At 67.1% G+C, this 15325-nt stretch carries 16 protein-coding genes, 2 tRNA genes and 1 pseudogene; 14 read left to right on the top strand and 5 right to left on the bottom strand.

What is annotated here, in order from left to right; translation table 11 throughout:
* The first annotated feature begins 42 nt into the window (after positions 1 to 42).
* Genes N177_RS19685 through N177_RS19665 form a run of 5 tightly spaced genes read left to right on the top strand, consistent with a single transcriptional unit; the run spans position 43 to position 4939 of the window.
* The gene (locus N177_RS19685; protein WP_023434188.1) at positions 43 to 1131 is read left to right on the top strand and encodes an ABC transporter ATP-binding protein; all 1089 of its coding nucleotides are present in this window, start codon (positions 43 to 45) and stop codon (positions 1129 to 1131) included.
* Between the two features lie 10 nt (positions 1132 to 1141).
* Complete coding sequence (locus tag N177_RS19680) at positions 1142 to 2497, top strand: aminotransferase family protein (RefSeq protein ID WP_023434187.1); 1356 nt, start codon at positions 1142 to 1144, stop codon at positions 2495 to 2497.
* A complete protein-coding gene (gene kce, locus N177_RS19675) occupies positions 2494 to 3429 on the top strand; it encodes a 3,5-dioxohexanoate:acetyl-CoA acetone transferase (protein WP_023434186.1) in 936 nt (311 codons plus the stop codon). Before N177_RS19680 ends, kce begins: the two co-directional genes overlap by 4 nt.
* On the top strand, positions 3429 to 3914 hold the full coding sequence (locus N177_RS19670; protein WP_040486299.1) for a GNAT family N-acetyltransferase: 486 nt from the start codon (positions 3429 to 3431) through the stop codon (positions 3912 to 3914). Before kce ends, N177_RS19670 begins: the two co-directional genes overlap by 1 nt.
* Positions 3911 to 4939 carry a histone deacetylase family protein gene (locus tag N177_RS19665; RefSeq protein WP_023434184.1) on the top strand — a complete coding sequence of 343 codons (1029 nt, stop codon included), beginning with the start codon at positions 3911 to 3913 and terminating at the stop codon, positions 4937 to 4939. The genes N177_RS19670 and N177_RS19665 overlap by 4 nt, the downstream gene beginning before the upstream one ends.
* A 342-nt stretch (positions 4940 to 5281) precedes the next feature.
* Here the strand turns inward: N177_RS19665 and N177_RS19660 are convergent, their stop codons facing one another.
* The gene (locus tag N177_RS19660; RefSeq protein ID WP_051402496.1) at positions 5282 to 5947 is read right to left on the bottom strand and encodes a DUF2478 domain-containing protein; all 666 of its coding nucleotides are present in this window, start codon (positions 5945 to 5947) and stop codon (positions 5282 to 5284) included.
* Between the two features lie 266 nt (positions 5948 to 6213).
* Between N177_RS19660 and N177_RS19655 the strand changes: the two genes are divergently transcribed.
* Both N177_RS19655 and N177_RS19650 read left to right on the top strand, forming a co-directional pair.
* Positions 6214 to 7656 carry an NAD(P)/FAD-dependent oxidoreductase gene (locus N177_RS19655; RefSeq protein ID WP_040486291.1) on the top strand — a complete coding sequence of 481 codons (1443 nt, stop codon included), beginning with the start codon at positions 6214 to 6216 and terminating at the stop codon, positions 7654 to 7656.
* Positions 7657 to 7734: 78 nt separating this feature from the next.
* Positions 7735 to 8058 (top strand): hypothetical protein, encoded by a 324-nt coding sequence (locus N177_RS19650; protein WP_023434181.1) that lies wholly within the window; start codon positions 7735 to 7737, stop codon positions 8056 to 8058.
* Between the two features lie 56 nt (positions 8059 to 8114).
* Here N177_RS19650 and N177_RS19645 read toward each other — a convergent pair whose 3' ends face one another.
* Positions 8115 to 9005: an anti-sigma factor family protein gene (locus N177_RS19645; protein ID WP_023434180.1), complete on the bottom strand. Its 891-nt coding sequence runs from the start codon at positions 9003 to 9005 to the stop codon at positions 8115 to 8117.
* Complete coding sequence (locus tag N177_RS19640; protein ID WP_023434179.1) at positions 9002 to 9517, bottom strand: sigma-70 family RNA polymerase sigma factor; 516 nt, start codon at positions 9515 to 9517, stop codon at positions 9002 to 9004. Before N177_RS19640 ends, N177_RS19645 begins: the two co-directional genes overlap by 4 nt.
* Before the next feature lie 241 nt (positions 9518 to 9758).
* On the opposite strand from N177_RS19640, the gene N177_RS19635 reads away from it, so the two are divergent.
* From N177_RS19635 to N177_RS19625, 3 genes are all read left to right on the top strand, one after another.
* Positions 9759 to 10145, top strand: a complete 387-nt coding sequence (locus N177_RS19635; RefSeq protein WP_023434178.1) for a DUF4168 domain-containing protein — start codon at positions 9759 to 9761, stop codon at positions 10143 to 10145.
* A 165-nt stretch (positions 10146 to 10310) separates the two neighbouring features.
* Positions 10311 to 10589 (top strand): hypothetical protein, encoded by a 279-nt coding sequence (locus tag N177_RS19630; protein ID WP_023434177.1) that lies wholly within the window; start codon positions 10311 to 10313, stop codon positions 10587 to 10589.
* A 165-nt stretch (positions 10590 to 10754) separates the two neighbouring features.
* On the top strand, positions 10755 to 11048 hold the full coding sequence (locus N177_RS19625; RefSeq protein WP_023434176.1) for a hypothetical protein: 294 nt from the start codon (positions 10755 to 10757) through the stop codon (positions 11046 to 11048).
* Positions 11049 to 11158: 110 nt separating this feature from the next.
* On the opposite strand, the gene N177_RS19620 is transcribed toward N177_RS19625, so the two are convergent.
* Positions 11159 to 11235, bottom strand: a tRNA-Pro gene (locus N177_RS19620).
* A 146-nt stretch (positions 11236 to 11381) separates the two neighbouring features.
* Between N177_RS19620 and N177_RS19615 the strand changes: the two genes are divergently transcribed.
* The 3 genes and pseudogenes from N177_RS19615 (at position 11382) to N177_RS19610 (ending at position 13430) form a co-directional block, all read left to right on the top strand.
* Positions 11382 to 11456: transfer RNA gene (locus tag N177_RS19615), tRNA-Gln, on the top strand.
* Between the two features lie 96 nt (positions 11457 to 11552).
* Positions 11553 to 11714 (top strand): annotated as a pseudogene (locus tag N177_RS22450) (DUF6538 domain-containing protein); the annotation flags it as partial.
* 15 nt (positions 11715 to 11729) lie between these two features.
* A complete protein-coding gene (locus N177_RS19610; RefSeq protein ID WP_152527976.1) occupies positions 11730 to 13430 on the top strand; it encodes a site-specific integrase in 1701 nt (566 codons plus the stop codon).
* A 113-nt stretch (positions 13431 to 13543) separates the two neighbouring features.
* Here N177_RS19610 and N177_RS21205 read toward each other — a convergent pair whose 3' ends face one another.
* A complete protein-coding gene (locus tag N177_RS21205) occupies positions 13544 to 14377 on the bottom strand; it encodes a helix-turn-helix domain-containing protein (protein ID WP_081718716.1) in 834 nt (277 codons plus the stop codon).
* 101 nt (positions 14378 to 14478) lie between these two features.
* On the opposite strand from N177_RS21205, the gene N177_RS19605 reads away from it, so the two are divergent.
* On the top strand, positions 14479 to 15012 hold the full coding sequence (locus N177_RS19605) for a DNA-binding protein (protein ID WP_023434174.1): 534 nt from the start codon (positions 14479 to 14481) through the stop codon (positions 15010 to 15012).
* Positions 15013 to 15325 lie beyond the last annotated feature (313 nt).

Genomic DNA, 15325 nt, shown 5'->3' with positions numbered 1-15325 from the left:
GCGTCCCGTGGCGCCGCCCGCCCGAACTCCGAGAGGATCGACGTGACCGAGCCCGCAGTCCAGCTAGACCAGATCGCCAAGCGCTTCGGCCCGTTCACGGCCGTGCATCCGACCTCGCTCGACATTCCGGCGGGGCATTTCGTGACGCTGCTCGGACCTTCGGGCTGCGGCAAGACGACGACGCTGAGGATGATCGCGGGCCTGCTCGACCCCACCGAGGGCGAGATCCGCGTGAAGGGCAACCGTGTCAACGAGGTGCCCATCCACCGGCGCAATCTCGGCCTCGTGTTCCAGAACTATGCGCTTTTTCCGCACCGGACGGTCGAGCAGAACGTCGCCTTCGGCCTGAAGTACCGGAACGTGTCGAAGGAGGAGGCGAAGCGCCGCGTGGCGGATGCGCTGTCGCTCGTGCAGTTGCCGGAGCTCGGCCACCGCTATCCCCGCGAGCTGTCGGGCGGCCAGCAGCAGCGCATCGCGCTCGCCCGCGCCATCGTGATCGAGCCGGACGTGCTGCTCCTCGACGAGCCGCTCTCCGCACTCGACGCGAACCTGCGCGAGGACATGCGGGTCGAGCTCAAGCGCATCCAGGACAGGCTCGGGATAACCACCATCTTCGTGACGCACGACCAGTCCGAAGCGCTCGCCATGTCCGACCAGATCGTCGTGATGAGCGCCGGTCGCGTCGAGCAGGTCGGCCCGCCGGAGGAGGTCTACAACACGCCGGCCAACGAATTCGTCGCACGCTTTCTCGGCGCCTCGAACATCTTCGAGGGCCGTGTGGCGGACGCGACCGTCGACGTCGTCGCGCTCGACGTCCCGATCTTCGGCGTCGTTCCAGTGCCGGCCGAGCGCGCGCAGGGCCTGTCGAACGGCGAACCGGCGAAGCTCGTCGTGCGCGCTGAGAAGCTCAAGCTCGCAAGGCCCGGCACCGACGCGGACGGAGCCGTCTCGGTCGACGGCGTGGTCGAGGCCGTGGATTACCAGGGCCAGGTCGCCCGCTACTTCGTACGCACCGGCGAGAGCCTGCTCCAGGCCGTGAACATGATCGACGATCATCCGTTCGCCGAGGGTGAGACAGCCTCCGTCCGCCTGCGCCCGCGCGACTGCGCGGCTCTTCCCGGTAACAAGTAGAACAGCGAAGATGACGACTCCGAACCGCCAGCCGAGCCACCTCTTCTACCAGACGCGGCGGCGCCGGCCGATGCTCGACCAGGCGCGCGGCGTCTACATGTGGGACGTCGACGGCAAGCGCTATCTCGACGGCTCCTCCGGCGCGATGGTGTGCAATATCGGCCATTCGAACGAGCGCGTGCTCGAGGCGATGCGCCGGCAGATGGTGAAGTCGACCTTCGGCTATCGCCTGCATTTCGAGACGGAGCCGGCCGAACGCCTTGCTGCGAAGACTGCGAGCCTGTGTCCCGGCGGACTGAACAAGGTGTTCTTCGTGTCGGGCGGGTCGGAAGCGGTGGAGAGCGCAATCAAGCTTGCGCGCCAGTGGGCGATCGCGGTCGGCGAGCCGCAGCGATACAAGGTGATCTCCCGCTATCCCAGCTACCATGGCAGCTCGCTCGGCGCGCTGGCGCTCACCGGTTACGCGCCGATGACGGCACCGTTCGACCCGATGATGCGGGCGATGCCGAAGATCCCGGCGCCACGGGCCTATCTCGACGGACTCGATCCGACGAAGGAGGGAACCGGCCATCACTATGCGAACATGCTCGAGGAACGGATCCTGCAGGAGGGGCCCGAGACGGTGCTCGGCTTCATCGTCGAGCCGGTCGGCGGCGCCTCGACAGGCGCACTGGTGCCGCCGACCGGCTACATGGCCCGCATCCGCGAGATCTGCGACCGCCACGGGATCCTCCTCATCCACGACGAGGTGATGACCGGCGGCGGGCGGACGGGCCGGTTCTGGGGTGCGGAGCACTGGGGCGTCGCCCCCGACATCCTCGTCATCTCCAAGGGCTTTGCGGCAGGCTATGCACCGCTCGGTGCGATGGTGGCGCACGACCGCGTGGTCGAGCCGGTGCTCGACAAGGGCGGCTTCATCCACGGCTACACCTATGCCGGCAATCCCCTGGCCTGCGCGGCCGGACTTGCCGTGGTCGAGGAGATCGAGACGCAAGGGCTGATGGCGAATGCCGAGCGCATGGGGAACGAGCTGAAGCGCCGGCTGAAGGGTCTCATGGACCGCTACGACTTCATCGGCGACGTTCGCGGCAGCGGACTGCTCCTGGCCTTCGAACTCGTCGCCGACCGCCGCACGATGGCGCCGCTGCCGAAGGGTCTCAACGCCTTCGACCGGCTCGTCGAACTCGCCTACGAGCGCGGCCTGATCATCTATTCCAGGCGCACGCGCGGCGGCCTCGAGGGAGACCATTTCCTCGTCTGTCCCCCGATGATCGTGGAAGAGAGCCACCTCGACGAGATCATGGCCGCGTTGACTGCCGCGCTCGACGAGGTCGCGGGCGAGATCAAGGCGAGCCTCGCGGCATGACAGCGCCCTGCGTCGTCACCTGTGCCGTCACGGGCTCGATCCACACCCCGTCGATGACGCCTCATCTGCCGGTGACGGCGGACGAGATCGCCACTTCCGCGATCGAGGCGGCGCGCGCCGGTGCGGCCATCCTGCACCTGCACGCCCGCGATCCCGAGACGGGACGTCCGTCGTCCGATCCCCGCCACTTCATGGCCTTCCTGCCGCGCATCGCTGCCGAGACGGACGCCGTCATCAACATCACGACGGGCGGCAGCGCGGTGATGACGCTGGAGGAGCGGCTCGCGCCAGCGCTCGAGGCGTGCCCCGAGATGTGCTCGATCAACATGGGCTCGATGAACTTCGCCCTCTATCCCGCGGCAGCGCGCATCACGGACTGGAAGAACGGCTGGGAGAAGCCGTTTCTCGAAGAGAGTGACGACCTCATCTTCAAGAACACGCCGCGCGACATCGCCCACGTTCTCGAGGAGATGGGGAGCAAGCGCGGGGCGCGCTTCGAGTTCGAGTGCTACGACATCGGCCATATCCACATGTTGCACCACTTCGTGCTCAGGGGCCTGGTGAAGGCGCCGATCTTCGTGCAGTTCGTGCTCGGCGTCCTCGGCGGGGCGGCGGCGGAGGCCTCGCACCTCATGCACATGAAGGAGACGGCGGACCGGCTGTTCGGCACGGGGTACCAGTTCTCGGTCATCGGAGCGGGACGCCAGCAGATGCCGATGGCCGCGATCTCGGCGGCGATGGGCGGACACGTGCGCGTGGGGCTGGAGGATTCGATCTGGATCGAAAAGGGCCGGCTCTCGAGCTCGAATGCCGAGCAGGTCACGCGCGTGCGCACGATTGTGGAGGGGATCGGCCGCACGGTCGCCTCGCCGGCAGAGATTCGCGAGATGCTGGGCCTGAAGGGCGCCGATCAGGTTGCCTTCGTCGCATGATGCCGGACGCGACACTCCGGGTCGCGGAGGCGGAGGACATGCCGGCGCTGCACGAGGTGCTCCTCTCGCTCGCCCGGCATCTCGGCGACGGCGAGAGCTTCCGCTCGACGCCGGAGATCCTCCTGAAGTACGGCTTCGGCAAAGGACCGCTCTTCCGTGCGCTGGTCGCCGAGACGGGTGGCTCGATCTGCGGCGCGGCGGTCTTCTTCGCGGAGTTCTCGACCCTTCGCGGCGCTCCCGGCGTCTACGTCCAGGATCTCTGGGTGGCCGAGCCGCAGCGGGGCAGCGGCCTCGGCCGGCGGATGCTCGCATCGGTCATGCGCGAGGCGCGGTCGTGGGACGCCGCCTACCTGAAGCTGGCGACCCACGCGAAGAACCCGGCGGCCATCCGCTTCTACGAGAGGCTCGGCGTCGTCACCGACCGCGACGAGATCACCTTCGTGATCGAGGGCGAGGCCTGGGCCCGGCTGGAGACTGGGGCATGAAGACCTTCTTCGACGACAGACAGCGCGCTCACGATCCCAAGCACTTCCTGTCGAGCGGCGCGCCGCAGCCAAACCCGGAGCAGCCGGCACGCGTCGATGCCTTGAGAAGCGCGGTCGAGCGGCTGGGATTACCGATCGCGGCGCCGGACGACCACGGAATCGGCCCGATCGCGGCAGTGCATACGCCTGAGTATCTCGCCTTTCTGCAGACGATCTATGCGCGATGGCAGCGCATCGAGGGCGGCTCGGCGGAGGTGATTCCGAACATTCATCCGGATCGGCGCGACGCGAGCTACCCGAAATCCGCAGTGGGTCAGGCGGGCTGGCACCAGGCGGACACGGCGTGCCCGATCTCGGCCGAGACCTGGGACAGCGCCTATTGGAGCGCGCAGAGCGCCGTCTCCGCGTCGCAGCTGGTGATCTCGGGACAGCGCTGCGCCTATGCGCTCTGCCGCCCGCCCGGCCACCACGCGTTCGCGGATCTTGCCGGCGGCTTCTGCTTCCTCAACAACACGGCCATCGCCGCTCAGGTCTGCGTGACGGCGGGCTTGCGGCCGGCGATCCTCGACGTGGACCTCCATCACGGCAACGGCACCCAGGGCATCTTCTATGGACGCTCCGACGTGCTGACCGTATCGGTTCATGCCGACCCGGTTCGCTACTATCCCTTCTTCTGGGGCCATGCCCACGAGCGCGGCGAGGGGGCTGGCCTCGGATACAATCTCAACCTACCGATCGCCCGCGGGACGGCCGACGACGGCTTCCTGGCGGCTCTGGAAGAGGGCATCGCCCGCATTCGTGCCTTCGGTCCGGACGTTCTGATCGTTGCACTCGGCCTTGATCCGTTCGAGGGCGATCCGTTCGGCGGCCTCGCCGTCACGACCTCCGGCTTCGCGCGGATCGGGGAGCGCCTGGCGAAGGTGCGGCTGCCGGCGGTGATCGTGCAGGAAGGCGGCTATCTCTGCCCGGAGCTCGGCGACAACCTCGCAAGCTTCCTGTCGGGATTGGAGGCGACCCATGGCTGACCACCGATCTGCCGGTGCGACTGGGTGAACTCCGCCCGAAGAGCGGCCGGGCGAGGGTGAGTTCAGGGTCAGAACCGTCAGCGCGCAACGCCCCGCCGGTAGGAACGCTCGAAGGGGGGCCGGCGACACCATCAGAGGGGCATCTGGGCGATTCCCGCTGATGCCAGGTTATGTCCAGGGTGAGGCGACCGCCGGAGCAGGACCTTCAGGACGGGTGCCGCGTTTTGTGGGAAGCACTTCCGTCGACTTACGAACTTATCCGCCACCGGGAGCACCTCGTGTCTCCTCGGCGTCCAATGCGCGATGCTGAACTGCACGTCGCGGCAGCCGATAGCCGCCGCTTCAAGGTGCGCGGCGGCCTCCAGGCGCCTGGTCTGAACCGAACGCCGGGGCGGACATGCCGTGCCGCTGCCGTTCCGGCGCGCCCGCACCGGCGGCGGCGCGTCGGCACCAGGCGAGCACGCGCTCGGGGTCGGGCGGCAGGGCCACGCCGAGCCCGCCGTGAAAGGCGGCCCAGGCCGCCGCGTAGTCCTGCCGGACCCCGGCGATCACCGGAATGCCCTCGGAGGCCGCCCGCGCGAGAAGATGGCGCAGCCCCTGGCCCTCCGCTTCCGCGCGGCCGAACCGGTTGACGATCAGGAAGCCCGCGCCCGGGGCAAGCTCCCTTTCGAGCCGCCCCGCCACATCCGTGATGGCCCTGGAATCGAGGCGGCAGCCCTTGGCCTGCTGCCCCCTTTCCTCGAGGATCGGCAATTCCCATCCATCGCGGAGGCCGCGCAGGACGAGGTTGCTGCGGCCCGTTGCCGGGTCGTTCACACGCGCCTGGACGACCCCGGCGACGGAGACGCCGTCGGCTGCGAGAGCCTCGGCGACGCGCAGCAACAACTGGTTGATCGGGTCGCCGGCCTCGAAGACGATGCCGGCCAGGGGCACGCCGACCTCGTTCGCCGGACCTGTCGTCGGCTCCATTCCGCTCTGCTCCGCATTGCCGGCCGCTTCTTGCACCATCGCACCCTTCCTGGCCGGGTTCCTTGCCGTGGGTCAACGGGCAAGGCCCCGCTCGCCCGTCGGCTCGGGGCCTTCCGCCACGCCCGACGGGCGGGGCCGTGGGACAGGCGGCACTCCCGGAACCGGACGACCGTGCGGTGCGGCTGGCCCGCCGGCACGACGTGCCGACGCGCCGCGGCCGAACTCCCTGACGCTCTGTGTCGTTCAGATGACGAGGAACTCGCCGCGAGCGCCCCCGGGCGCACCGGCAGAATGGAGCACCGGCCGTGTCACAGCGTATCGCGATCGTCGGAAACGGGGCGGTGGGCCTCGCCCTGGCCTATCGACTTGCCGAAGCCCCCGGCGGTCAGCACGTCGTCGTCTTCGGACCCGAGCGGATCTCGCGGGATTATGCCGGCACCTTCGCCGCGCCCGCGATGGTCAACGTGTTCGGCGAGGCGACCGTCGAGCACGAGAAATCCTGGGCAGGCCGCCACATGATGAAGATCGGGGCGGCCGCCATGGATCTGTGGCCCGAGCTCGTCGATCGCCTGAACGGCGAGTTGAAGGATCTCGGTTATCCGCCGGTCGAGCTGTGCCGCGGAACCTACATCGTCGCCAGGCCCGGCCGCGAGCGCGAGATCGCCAATCTCGGCGCGATTCGCCGCGCTCTCGAGGCGCACGGTCGCCCTTACGAGACGCTCGAGCTCGACGGGCGGTCGCAGGGGGCGCTGGTCGATCCCGGCCGCTTCGAGGCCGGCATCCACGTGCCCGACGAGATGTTCGTCGATGCCCGGGCGTTCCACCAGGCGCTGCGGGTCTGTCTTCGGCAGCGCGAGAACGTGTCTTTCCGCTTCACCCAGGTGACCGCGGTCGAGCGCGAGGGGCGGATCGTGCGCGACATTGACGGCGGGGAAGATCGGTTCGACGCCGTCGTCCTCGCGAACAGCTTCGGATTCAACGACCTCGTCGAAGGCCTCGGCCTTCATGGACAGGTGCCGTACCTCGTCCGTGTCTTCGGCGTCGGCCTCAGGATGCCGGCGAGGCCGGACCGGGTGTGCATCCGCACGCCGGTCTACGGCTCGAGTTGCGGCGACTACGGTGTCCAGTTCTCCGGCCACACCTATGTCGGCGCCTCCGCGCTCACCAACACCGACCGCGTGGAGATGACGACGCAGGTGCAGCGCGCCCTCGACTTCTACGACCCGCACGCGAACCTGAACGGCGTCGAGCTGACTGGCGGCATACGGGCGATGGCGCAGGATCTCTACCCCCTGATCGGCTGGCTCGACGAGGGCATCTACGCCGCGGCCGGCTTCTTCAAGAGCGGCGTCACGCTCGCGCCCTACGTGGCCGACCTCCTGACCCGCGAGCTGACCGGGCAGGCCCAGCCCCACGACAACCGCTTCTCGCCGTTCCGCCATGTCGACGAGGAGCCGCCCTCGGTGGGCGATCTGACGGGCATGGTGTGGGACGAGATCCAGTCGAGCGCGACGAGCGGCGGCAGCCGCAAGCAGCTCAACCGCTATGGCTGGCTCGCCGAGCCGATCGTGCGCTGGAAGGTCGGCAGGACCGTGAGCCAGTTCAAGAAGGGCATCTACTACAACAGCGACCTCGCTCAGCTCTGCATCTACGACTCCTCGATGATCGACCGGCTGAATGCCTACGAGCCGGTGCGGGAGGCCGCGTTCGAGCGAGGGGGCGGAGGGGAGGCCCAGGAGGCCGCCTGAGCGGCTTCTCCGGAACCCTGCCGGCGGGTGCCGGCATTGTGGGATCGCCGACCGAGACCAGTCGCGAGGAGATCCGAGATGACAAACCACACCGCGATCGCCGGCGCCGCGACGGCGGCCCTCCTGCTCGTCGCCATCGGCACGGGCCACGCATCGGCGCAGGAGGCATTCCCCGCCTGCCAGTCGCAGCAGGAGCTCGAGCAGGTCATCGGAAGCGACGGCCAGTTCATGCCGGACGGCTGCCGCAACCTCACGATCACGGCCGTGGAAACCGATGGCGCAAGGCTCTGCGTGATCGACTTCGCGACGGCGGGCGAAGGTGTCCTGAACACGCTGCGCGACGCCGCCCTTCCCGAGCAGTGGTGGGTCCGCTGCGATCGGCTCGAGGCGGAGGTACGCTAGGGCACGGCCCTCGACGTGCGGTCCGCTCCGGCGGCAGTCGGCGCGGAGGTTGAGGCTCAGTTCACCTGGCTGGATGGGGCTGCGGCCGGCAGCAGTCCCGGATCGATCCCCGTCTCCGCCGCCCCGGGCTCGCCCTTCATCGGGCTTGCCGCCGTCGCCGCGGGAGGCTGGTCGACGAACCCGGCCGCGTCGATCGACCGGGTGATCTCGCCGGCGAGGTCGACGATCTCGGCCTCCGCGACATCGCCTGTCATGGCCACCGTGAACGCGCCGGCCGGCCAGTAATGCACCTCCACCCCGTCGATCTCGGCCGTCCGCATCCAGCCCGTGTCCATGCCGTCCCGGGGGCGGACGAACAGGTTCAGGGCGCGGTCCTGTCCCTCGTAGGTGAGCCTCAGGAGCTCGTTGCCGGGCGCGCCGAGCCGTCCGCGGTCGGCGAGGTGAAATCCGAAGCCGGAGAGGTCGGGAACGTCGAACCTCAGCCAGACCTCGTTCGAGGCCGGGCCGAAGAGCATGTCGGGCGTCGTCGCGAAGGTCAGCCCCGGCTCTTCTCTTTGGACTCCTCCGTAGGTCGCTGCGCTCTCGATCAGCGCGGAGGGGACGAAGACCTCGCCGCCATAGCGGTCGCCGAGAACCCAGCCTCCGAGCCCGCCGACGATCAGGAGCGCCGCCGCCGCGGCCGAGCGCGCCAGGCGGCCCACGCCCGACCGCCGATGTCCCCAGACGACCTCGAGGTGGCGCTCCGGGATCGGTTCGGCGATCGCGCCGCCGTAGAGGGCGCGGATCTCCTCGTTCTGCCTGCGCACGTCGGCGGCGAACTCGCCGGCCTCCGGGTTCTGCGCCAGGTGTCGCTCGACGGCCGAGCGCCTCGCCGGGTCCATGTCGAGAAGGCCCTCGGCATAGGCGTGAAGGTCGATCTCCCTGATCTCGGTGCGGTCGTTCGTCATTTCACGCGCCTCAGCCTGGCCGGGCCCTCCTCCGCGTCCCGCACCCGGCGCAGCGTCTCGCGGCCGCGCGACAGCCGCGATCTCACCGTCCCGATCGGAACGTCGAGGACATCCGCCATCTCGTCATACTGCATGCCTTCGAGCGCGGAGAGCAGCACCACCTCGCGCTGCTCGTCCGGCAGCCTGTCGAGCGCCGCCGCGATGTTGCGGCACTCGACCCTGTGCTCCTGGTCAGGCGGCTGCGTCGCCATGCCGTCGATCGTGCCGGGTTCGGCCGGCACCTTTTCGGGCCTGAAGCGGCGGCGCCCGTCGACATAGGTCCGATAGAGGATCCGGAAGAGCCAGCTCCTGAGACGACCGCTCCGGCTCCAGAGGTGGCGTTTCCTGAGGGCGCGCTCGAGCGCATCCTGCACGAGGTCGTCGGCATGGTCGCGGTTCCGGGTGAGGGCGATCGCGTAGCGGCGCAGATGCGGGATCTGGCGTTCGATCATCCATTTCAGGTCGTCGTTCATCGCCTGGTCGATCGCCCTCCCGTTGGCAGTGCGGCGGTGCCTGCAGGGAAAGGACGGGGGCCGATGCGAAAGAGTTCCGCTTTGCGGGCGCGATGTGTGCGTCGGCGAGAAAAAAACGCGGTGCGGCTGGAACTCCCGCGTCCCGCCTTCCGTCAGTTCGGGTGTCGTGGCGGCTCGAAGCCCTGCGACACATCTCGAACCCGCCGCTCGAGCCGCGGCGGAACAACGCAAAGGACTGATCATGAACCGCCCAACGTTCTCCAAGCTTCTCGGCCCGGCGACCGCCGTGGCCATCCTGTGCGGCATGGCGGCTCCGGTCGCCGCCCAGCAGAACGCGGTGCCGCCGGCCGCCGCACCGGCCCAGGACGTCGACGAGACCCATGTCGCGGCGTTCGCGGAGGCCTCGCTGGCCGTCGAAGAGGTCGTGGAGCGGTGGAACCCGCGCATCCAGGGCGCAGAGAGCCCGGATCAGGCGGAGGAGCTGCGCACCGAGGCGAGCCGCGAGATGGTCCAGGCGATCCAGGACTCCGGCCTCGAGGTCCAGACCTATGACGAGATCTACAGGGCGGCCCAGGCCAATCCCGAACTCGCCATGGCCATCCAGCGCGAGCGCGAAGAGAGGCAGTAACGGCCTTCGCCCGCGCCCGCGCCCAGGCCCGACGTGGCCGGAGGCGCGGGCGCTCCTGCGGGGCCGGTAGGGCCCGACTTTGATCGCCATGCCCGTCGCGTGGCTGAGCGCCTTCTTGGGCCATGCCTGCCGGTTCGCCGGTCGAAGCAACGAACGAGGCACGATATGAATCCATCGGTGCCGACGGGACTGGCGCTGGCAATCCTGGCGCTTCCCGCCCACGCGCAGTCCGACTGCGAAGCGGAGGCGCAGCGCGCTTGGGCCGAGGTGCAGGAGTCCGATCTGGCCGAGGCGGCGAAGCAGCAGGCCGGGACGATTCTCGCCCAAGCCCAGGATCGGGGACAGCGGGGACAGGAGGCGCTGTGCGAGCAGGCGCTGGCCCAGGTGAAGACGACCTTCGACCTGCCTCCCGCGGGTGATGCCCTCGGGGAGCGACCCGGCTGACCGGTCTGCAAGGACGAGCTTGCCTCAGGGCCGGCCGGCGGCGAGCGTGGCAACCGAATCGGGCAAAGCGCGTTCCCGAAGGGACCACGAGCGGGTGGCCGCGGCCACTGCGCCGCGTAGCCCTCGAAACCGACCTCGCAGGATATGGAAGAGGAGCGATTGCGGATGAAGCAGTTTCTTGCGGCAGTTCTCGCGACGGCGGCGGTGTCATCGCCGACCCTCGCTCAGACCGACTGCAGCGCGAAGGCGCAGAAATTCAGGGCGGCGATCGAGGCCTCGGAGCTCTCCGACGCCTCCAAGGAGCAGGCGAGCGCGATGCTCGACGAGGCGGAGACGGCCGGGACGACGGGCAACGAGGCCGCGTGCACCAGCCAGATCGAAGAGGTGGAGATCGTCTTCGGCGTCGGCGAGAGCAACAGCGTCGTCGCCGATCCCGAGGAGATAGACGAGGGGGGCTAGGCCGGCCCCGTGGCCTCGATCTGCCGAGGCGGCCGCCCGCCTGGTTCCGACGAAGCGCGCTGCCGCGGTCAACGAGGCGGAACGTCGCTCGGCGTCGGCAGTGAAAATGGTGGTCGGAGTGGCAAGATTCGAACTTGCGACCCCCTCGTCCCGAACGAGGTGCGCTACCAGGCTGCGCTACACTCCGCGACCAGCGCTGGAGGGTATAGCGCCGGCCCGCCCGCATCGCAAGCCCGGCCGCGCGAACTTCCGCCGTCGCAGCGCCTTGCGAAAGTGGGCCTCCGGGCGATATACCGGCGCACGATCCGAGCCCGTCCTTCGGGTCGGTCCGGATGGGGCGTAGCCAAGCGGTAAGGCAACGGGTTTTGATCCCGTCATGCGCAGGTTCGAATCCTGCCGCCCCAGCCACGTTTCGAAAAACCTCTTTTATCTCAATAGCTTCGCGATTCTCCTCCTGAAGGGGCGCCCGAGTGGTCCACGCAACTGGTCCACATCGGGTGCTTCATGCAGGTCGGTCACTACGTCCAGAAGCGCGGAAATCGCTACCGATTCCGCGCTCGTTTGCCGAAGAGGGTGGCGACTTTCCTGAGATCGGGCGAACTTGTGGTGAACCTTCAAACGGATTCGCGCAGCCTCGCCCTGAAGAGGGCGCGCGCGGTCCGGGTCGCCATGGAGCCGTTGATGGCCGAACTCGTTAGACTTCCGGATCGCGCTCAGGCGGAGCGCCTGGTCCGCGCGTGGCTCGACCGACAGTCGACCACCTGGGCCGTCTACGTCGAAGAGACCGGATGCACGATGCTGGACCCGGCCGAAGCGAGGGCATTGGAAGACGAGGATGCGCGCGAGCTCGATGACATGCTGCGCGTCTTTGGGCAGACGTCGCGCAGCCGGTTCCGGGAAGTGCTGCGGCGCGCGCTCACGGGGCGGGAACCCAGGGCGCGTGCGGCGATAGAGCCGCTCGTGAACGACATCATGAGACAGATCGCGCCCGATCTGGCACCGGACAGCCAAGACGGTCGGCTGCTGGGCCGGACAATCGTCAACGGCTTGGCCACGATGTTTGACGAGCAGGAGGCGCTCGAGCTGGGAGAGTTCCTTCCCGTTCTGGCCGGGTCGCCGACGGCGCAGGTAGAAGAGCCCGTGCCAGATGCCTCTGCTGAGCCATTTCTTCAGCATTGGGATTCGTTTGCGACGTCGAAGGAAGAGGTAGGGGACTGGAAACCGGACACGACGTCCAATGCCAGATCCTCCCGGAACCTCTTCGCCGGTCTGGTTGGACCGGACTGCAACGCGAGCGACATCTCCCGGGCTACGGTGTCGAAATTCCGCTCCCAGCTCTTCGCGCTTCCGCGGATGTACGACAAGGCGCGGAAATGGCGGGGACTGCCACATGCCAAGATCATCGAGGTGGCCAAGGAGGAGGATGCGCGTGGCGGAAAGAAGGAGGAGAAGGCGATCGAACGACTAAGTCTCCCGACCGTCGACAAGCACACGGGGAATTTGCTTGAGTATTGGCGATGGTGCCAGACCCATGGTCGTATTCCCAAGGCCTGGGAGAACCCGTTCGTTGGCTTCATCAAGTCAAAACCGAAGGGTCGGCGTGCACGCGGTCTCCGCGATCCGTGGACCGAGGAGATGATTACCATTTTATTTCAGTCTCCCATCTGGACCGGCTGCAAGAGCCTTCACCGTCGCAGCACGCCTGGGCCCGAGATCTTTCGTGACGCACACTTCTGGCTTCCGCTGCTGGGACGCGCCACCGGCGCGAGAGAGGATGAGCTGTGCTCCCGTCTCGTCGGCGACGTTCGCTTCACCGATGACGTTCCGTATCTGGAGATCAAGGACAGCAAGAGCGACCAGTCGACGCGCGACCTGCCTCTGCCAAAGATCATCCTGGATCTCGGCTTCCTGGAGTTTCGCTATTGGGGCCGTGCCGCCGACGAACCTCTCTTCCCGGAGCTGATTCCGCAGGGGCCTGGGGCAAATCGGTCGGCCGCATTCAGCGGCCCGTTCACAGACTATCGACGAAAAGTTGGGTGCTATCGCCCGAAAATGGACTTCCATAGCTTCCGGCATAACGTGATCACGGATCTCACGAACGTTCCGGGACTGAGCGAAGTCTGGATCGATGAGATCACCGGCCACAATAACGACTTCCGCGACAGTGAGCGTTCCCGATACTCGAAGGGGATCTATCTCCGGCACCTGAGGTGGGCTCTCAACCACGTCAACTTTGGGGTCGACCTCAGTCACCTCAATTACGAAGGCCCAGCCGGTGTGCCGGCCCCAGGAGCCGCTCAGGAGCTCAGGCGATACGTCGCCCGCGCAGAGCGCGAGATGGCGAGTAAGGCCAGTCGGCGAGGGAAGAACTCCCAGGGATGAACCATCAGGTTCGGCAACGCCGGCCTGTCCTCTGCTTCTTTCAAGGACCTGACGCGTCGTTGACGTAGTGGGTAATGATCCCTGGCCTGCCGAGAAAGTCCGCGCGAGGATGCTTACCCTGTGTCCGGATTCCGTCCAAGGGCGACGACCGGATGTGCCGAAAGGCACGATTCAGGGTCCCTTACTTCCGGTTCTCCGCCAGAGAGTGGAGCAGTGGTGAGCACATCACCGGTCCAACTCGTGACATGCCTGATGAGAAAGATTGGGCGGCCCGCTTCCTTCACCTGCAGGACGACAAGGCTTCTTGAAGTCGGCAATCCCGGCGTCGCATAGACCAGCCATCCTGGTTGGGCGACCGGCGTCAACGAATAGTCCGGGACAAGAACTGCGTACGCTCCTGCTCGACCAGCCACTTGCGGCACTATCGGGGTGGTTGCCGGAATTTCATCGTCCAGTCCGACCGCCCCCACCAGACCGGGTACCGGATCCGAGACGAGCGGAATCCTGCCGACGCTCATCTGACCCCAGTGAACCCGCCACTTGTGAGCCAGATCAGGGCTGATCCACCGCGACGCGAAGTCTGGAAGCGTCATCCCTTGCGTGTCCGCGGAACGCGCCCGCACTGTCCGATCCAGGGCTGCCAGACCGCCCGGCTCTGGAGGGGAGGCTGGCGATGGATCGTCCGTCTCGCCCAAGAGAAACGCCGGCGTGGTCTGCAATCCACGCGCAATTTTTCGAAGGTTCTCTGCCCGGACACCTGTCTTTCGTCCCGCGAGCAGGTCGTTGATCCAGGTGGGACGCAGGCCGCTCCTGCGCGCCGCTTCGGCCTGGCTGATGCCCAGCGCGTTGATCCTCACAAGGATGCGTTTACCGAGATCCGCTTCCACCACTCTGCCCTCGTTGATCAAAAAATCCGAATCGTATATAAAATCGGATAAATGGTGCATCAGGAAACGCGAGACAACTTGTAGGATCTGTAGGATCCCTACCTACAAACTCTACACCCTCCTCATGCGTCGTACGATATTTCAGATGGAAAGCGAGGGCAATGGTAACTGAGGAAGACATTCACCGTGCCCGCGATCAGCTGGATGCGCAGGGCATAAGGCCGACCTACGAGAAGGTTCGCGAGTTGCTCGGTCGGGTGAGCTACTCGCAACTCACCGGAGGGATGAAGACGTGGCGACCGAAGAATTGGTCGACCGAGGACATCCCGAAGGACATCACCGAGGAGCATCTCCGGTCGCTCACCTCGATCTGGGCGATGGCCCAGAAATCCCTCAAAGCGGCTCATGCGCTTGAGATGGCTGAGCTGCGGGAAGAACTCGCGACGAAGGATGCGGCGATCAAAGACTACGAGGAGGATCGACAGGCGCTAGAGGCCACGATCGCCCAGCTCGAAGTCGCGGCGCAGGAACTGCGCGACACGGTTGCGGGGCTGCAGTCGGTAAATGACGAACTCCGTGGCGAGGTGAAAGGGCTGCGGGCCCGCCCGGGGCGCAAGCCGGGACGACCCGCCGGATCTGGCGCGGCGAAGGCTGAGGGGCGGGATCCCTCCGATGCCGCGCAGAGCGTCCGATAAATCGGATGCCGCATGACGGCACTGCCAGGTGAGCGTAGCGGCTGGATCATCAGGGATGATCTCTTGGCGCAAGGAGTAGGCGGCGGTCGGATGGCTGCCGCCTTCTTTCGTTGTTTTCAACGGAGATCCTGGCGATAAAGCACAAGACCGGCGGTTGGACTGGGTGGAGATATCTCCAAGCGTGAAGTCCTTAGCCCGAGGAGAAGCTCCGGGCTTACCAACCTCGCGGCCGTTTCGGATTGCTTCCGGGCTACAAGCGGCCACCCGTCGGCCGCGTCGAGAAGCTCAATATCCGCGATGAGGGCTGGAGCCT

The sequence above is a fragment of the Lutibaculum baratangense AMV1 genome (genome assembly GCF_000496075.1).
Classification (GTDB): domain Bacteria; phylum Pseudomonadota; class Alphaproteobacteria; order Rhizobiales; family Tepidamorphaceae; genus Lutibaculum; species Lutibaculum baratangense.
The sequence above is the reverse complement of the archived record's forward strand: the minus strand, read 5'-3'. Positions and strand labels throughout refer to the sequence as shown.

Bases quoted from the DNA above. Each gene is read 5' to 3' on its own strand.
- N177_RS19680 (WP_023434187.1), top strand. From the start codon at position 1,142: ATGACGACTCCGAACCGCCAGCCGAGCCACCTCTTCTACCAGACGCGG.
- N177_RS19610 (WP_152527976.1), top strand. From the start codon at position 11,730: ATGGCCGAACTCGTTAGACTTCCGGATCGCGCTCAGGCGGAGCGCCTG.
- N177_RS19665 (WP_023434184.1), top strand. From the start codon at position 3,911: ATGAAGACCTTCTTCGACGACAGACAGCGCGCTCACGATCCCAAGCAC.
- N177_RS19625 (WP_023434176.1), top strand. From the start codon at position 10,755: ATGAAGCAGTTTCTTGCGGCAGTTCTCGCGACGGCGGCGGTGTCATCG.
- kce (WP_023434186.1), top strand. From the start codon at position 2,494: ATGACAGCGCCCTGCGTCGTCACCTGTGCCGTCACGGGCTCGATCCAC.
- N177_RS19660 (WP_051402496.1), bottom strand. From the start codon at position 5,947: ATGGTGCAAGAAGCGGCCGGCAATGCGGAGCAGAGCGGAATGGAGCCG.
- N177_RS19670 (WP_040486299.1), top strand. From the start codon at position 3,429: ATGCCGGACGCGACACTCCGGGTCGCGGAGGCGGAGGACATGCCGGCG.
- N177_RS21205 (WP_081718716.1), bottom strand. From the start codon at position 14,377: ATGCACCATTTATCCGATTTTATATACGATTCGGATTTTTTGATCAAC.
- N177_RS19645 (WP_023434180.1), bottom strand. From the start codon at position 9,005: ATGACGAACGACCGCACCGAGATCAGGGAGATCGACCTTCACGCCTAT.
- N177_RS19635 (WP_023434178.1), top strand. From the start codon at position 9,759: ATGAACCGCCCAACGTTCTCCAAGCTTCTCGGCCCGGCGACCGCCGTG.
- N177_RS19650 (WP_023434181.1), top strand. From the start codon at position 7,735: ATGACAAACCACACCGCGATCGCCGGCGCCGCGACGGCGGCCCTCCTG.
- N177_RS19640 (WP_023434179.1), bottom strand. From the start codon at position 9,517: ATGAACGACGACCTGAAATGGATGATCGAACGCCAGATCCCGCATCTG.
- N177_RS19605 (WP_023434174.1), top strand. From the start codon at position 14,479: ATGGTAACTGAGGAAGACATTCACCGTGCCCGCGATCAGCTGGATGCG.
- N177_RS19630 (WP_023434177.1), top strand. From the start codon at position 10,311: ATGAATCCATCGGTGCCGACGGGACTGGCGCTGGCAATCCTGGCGCTT.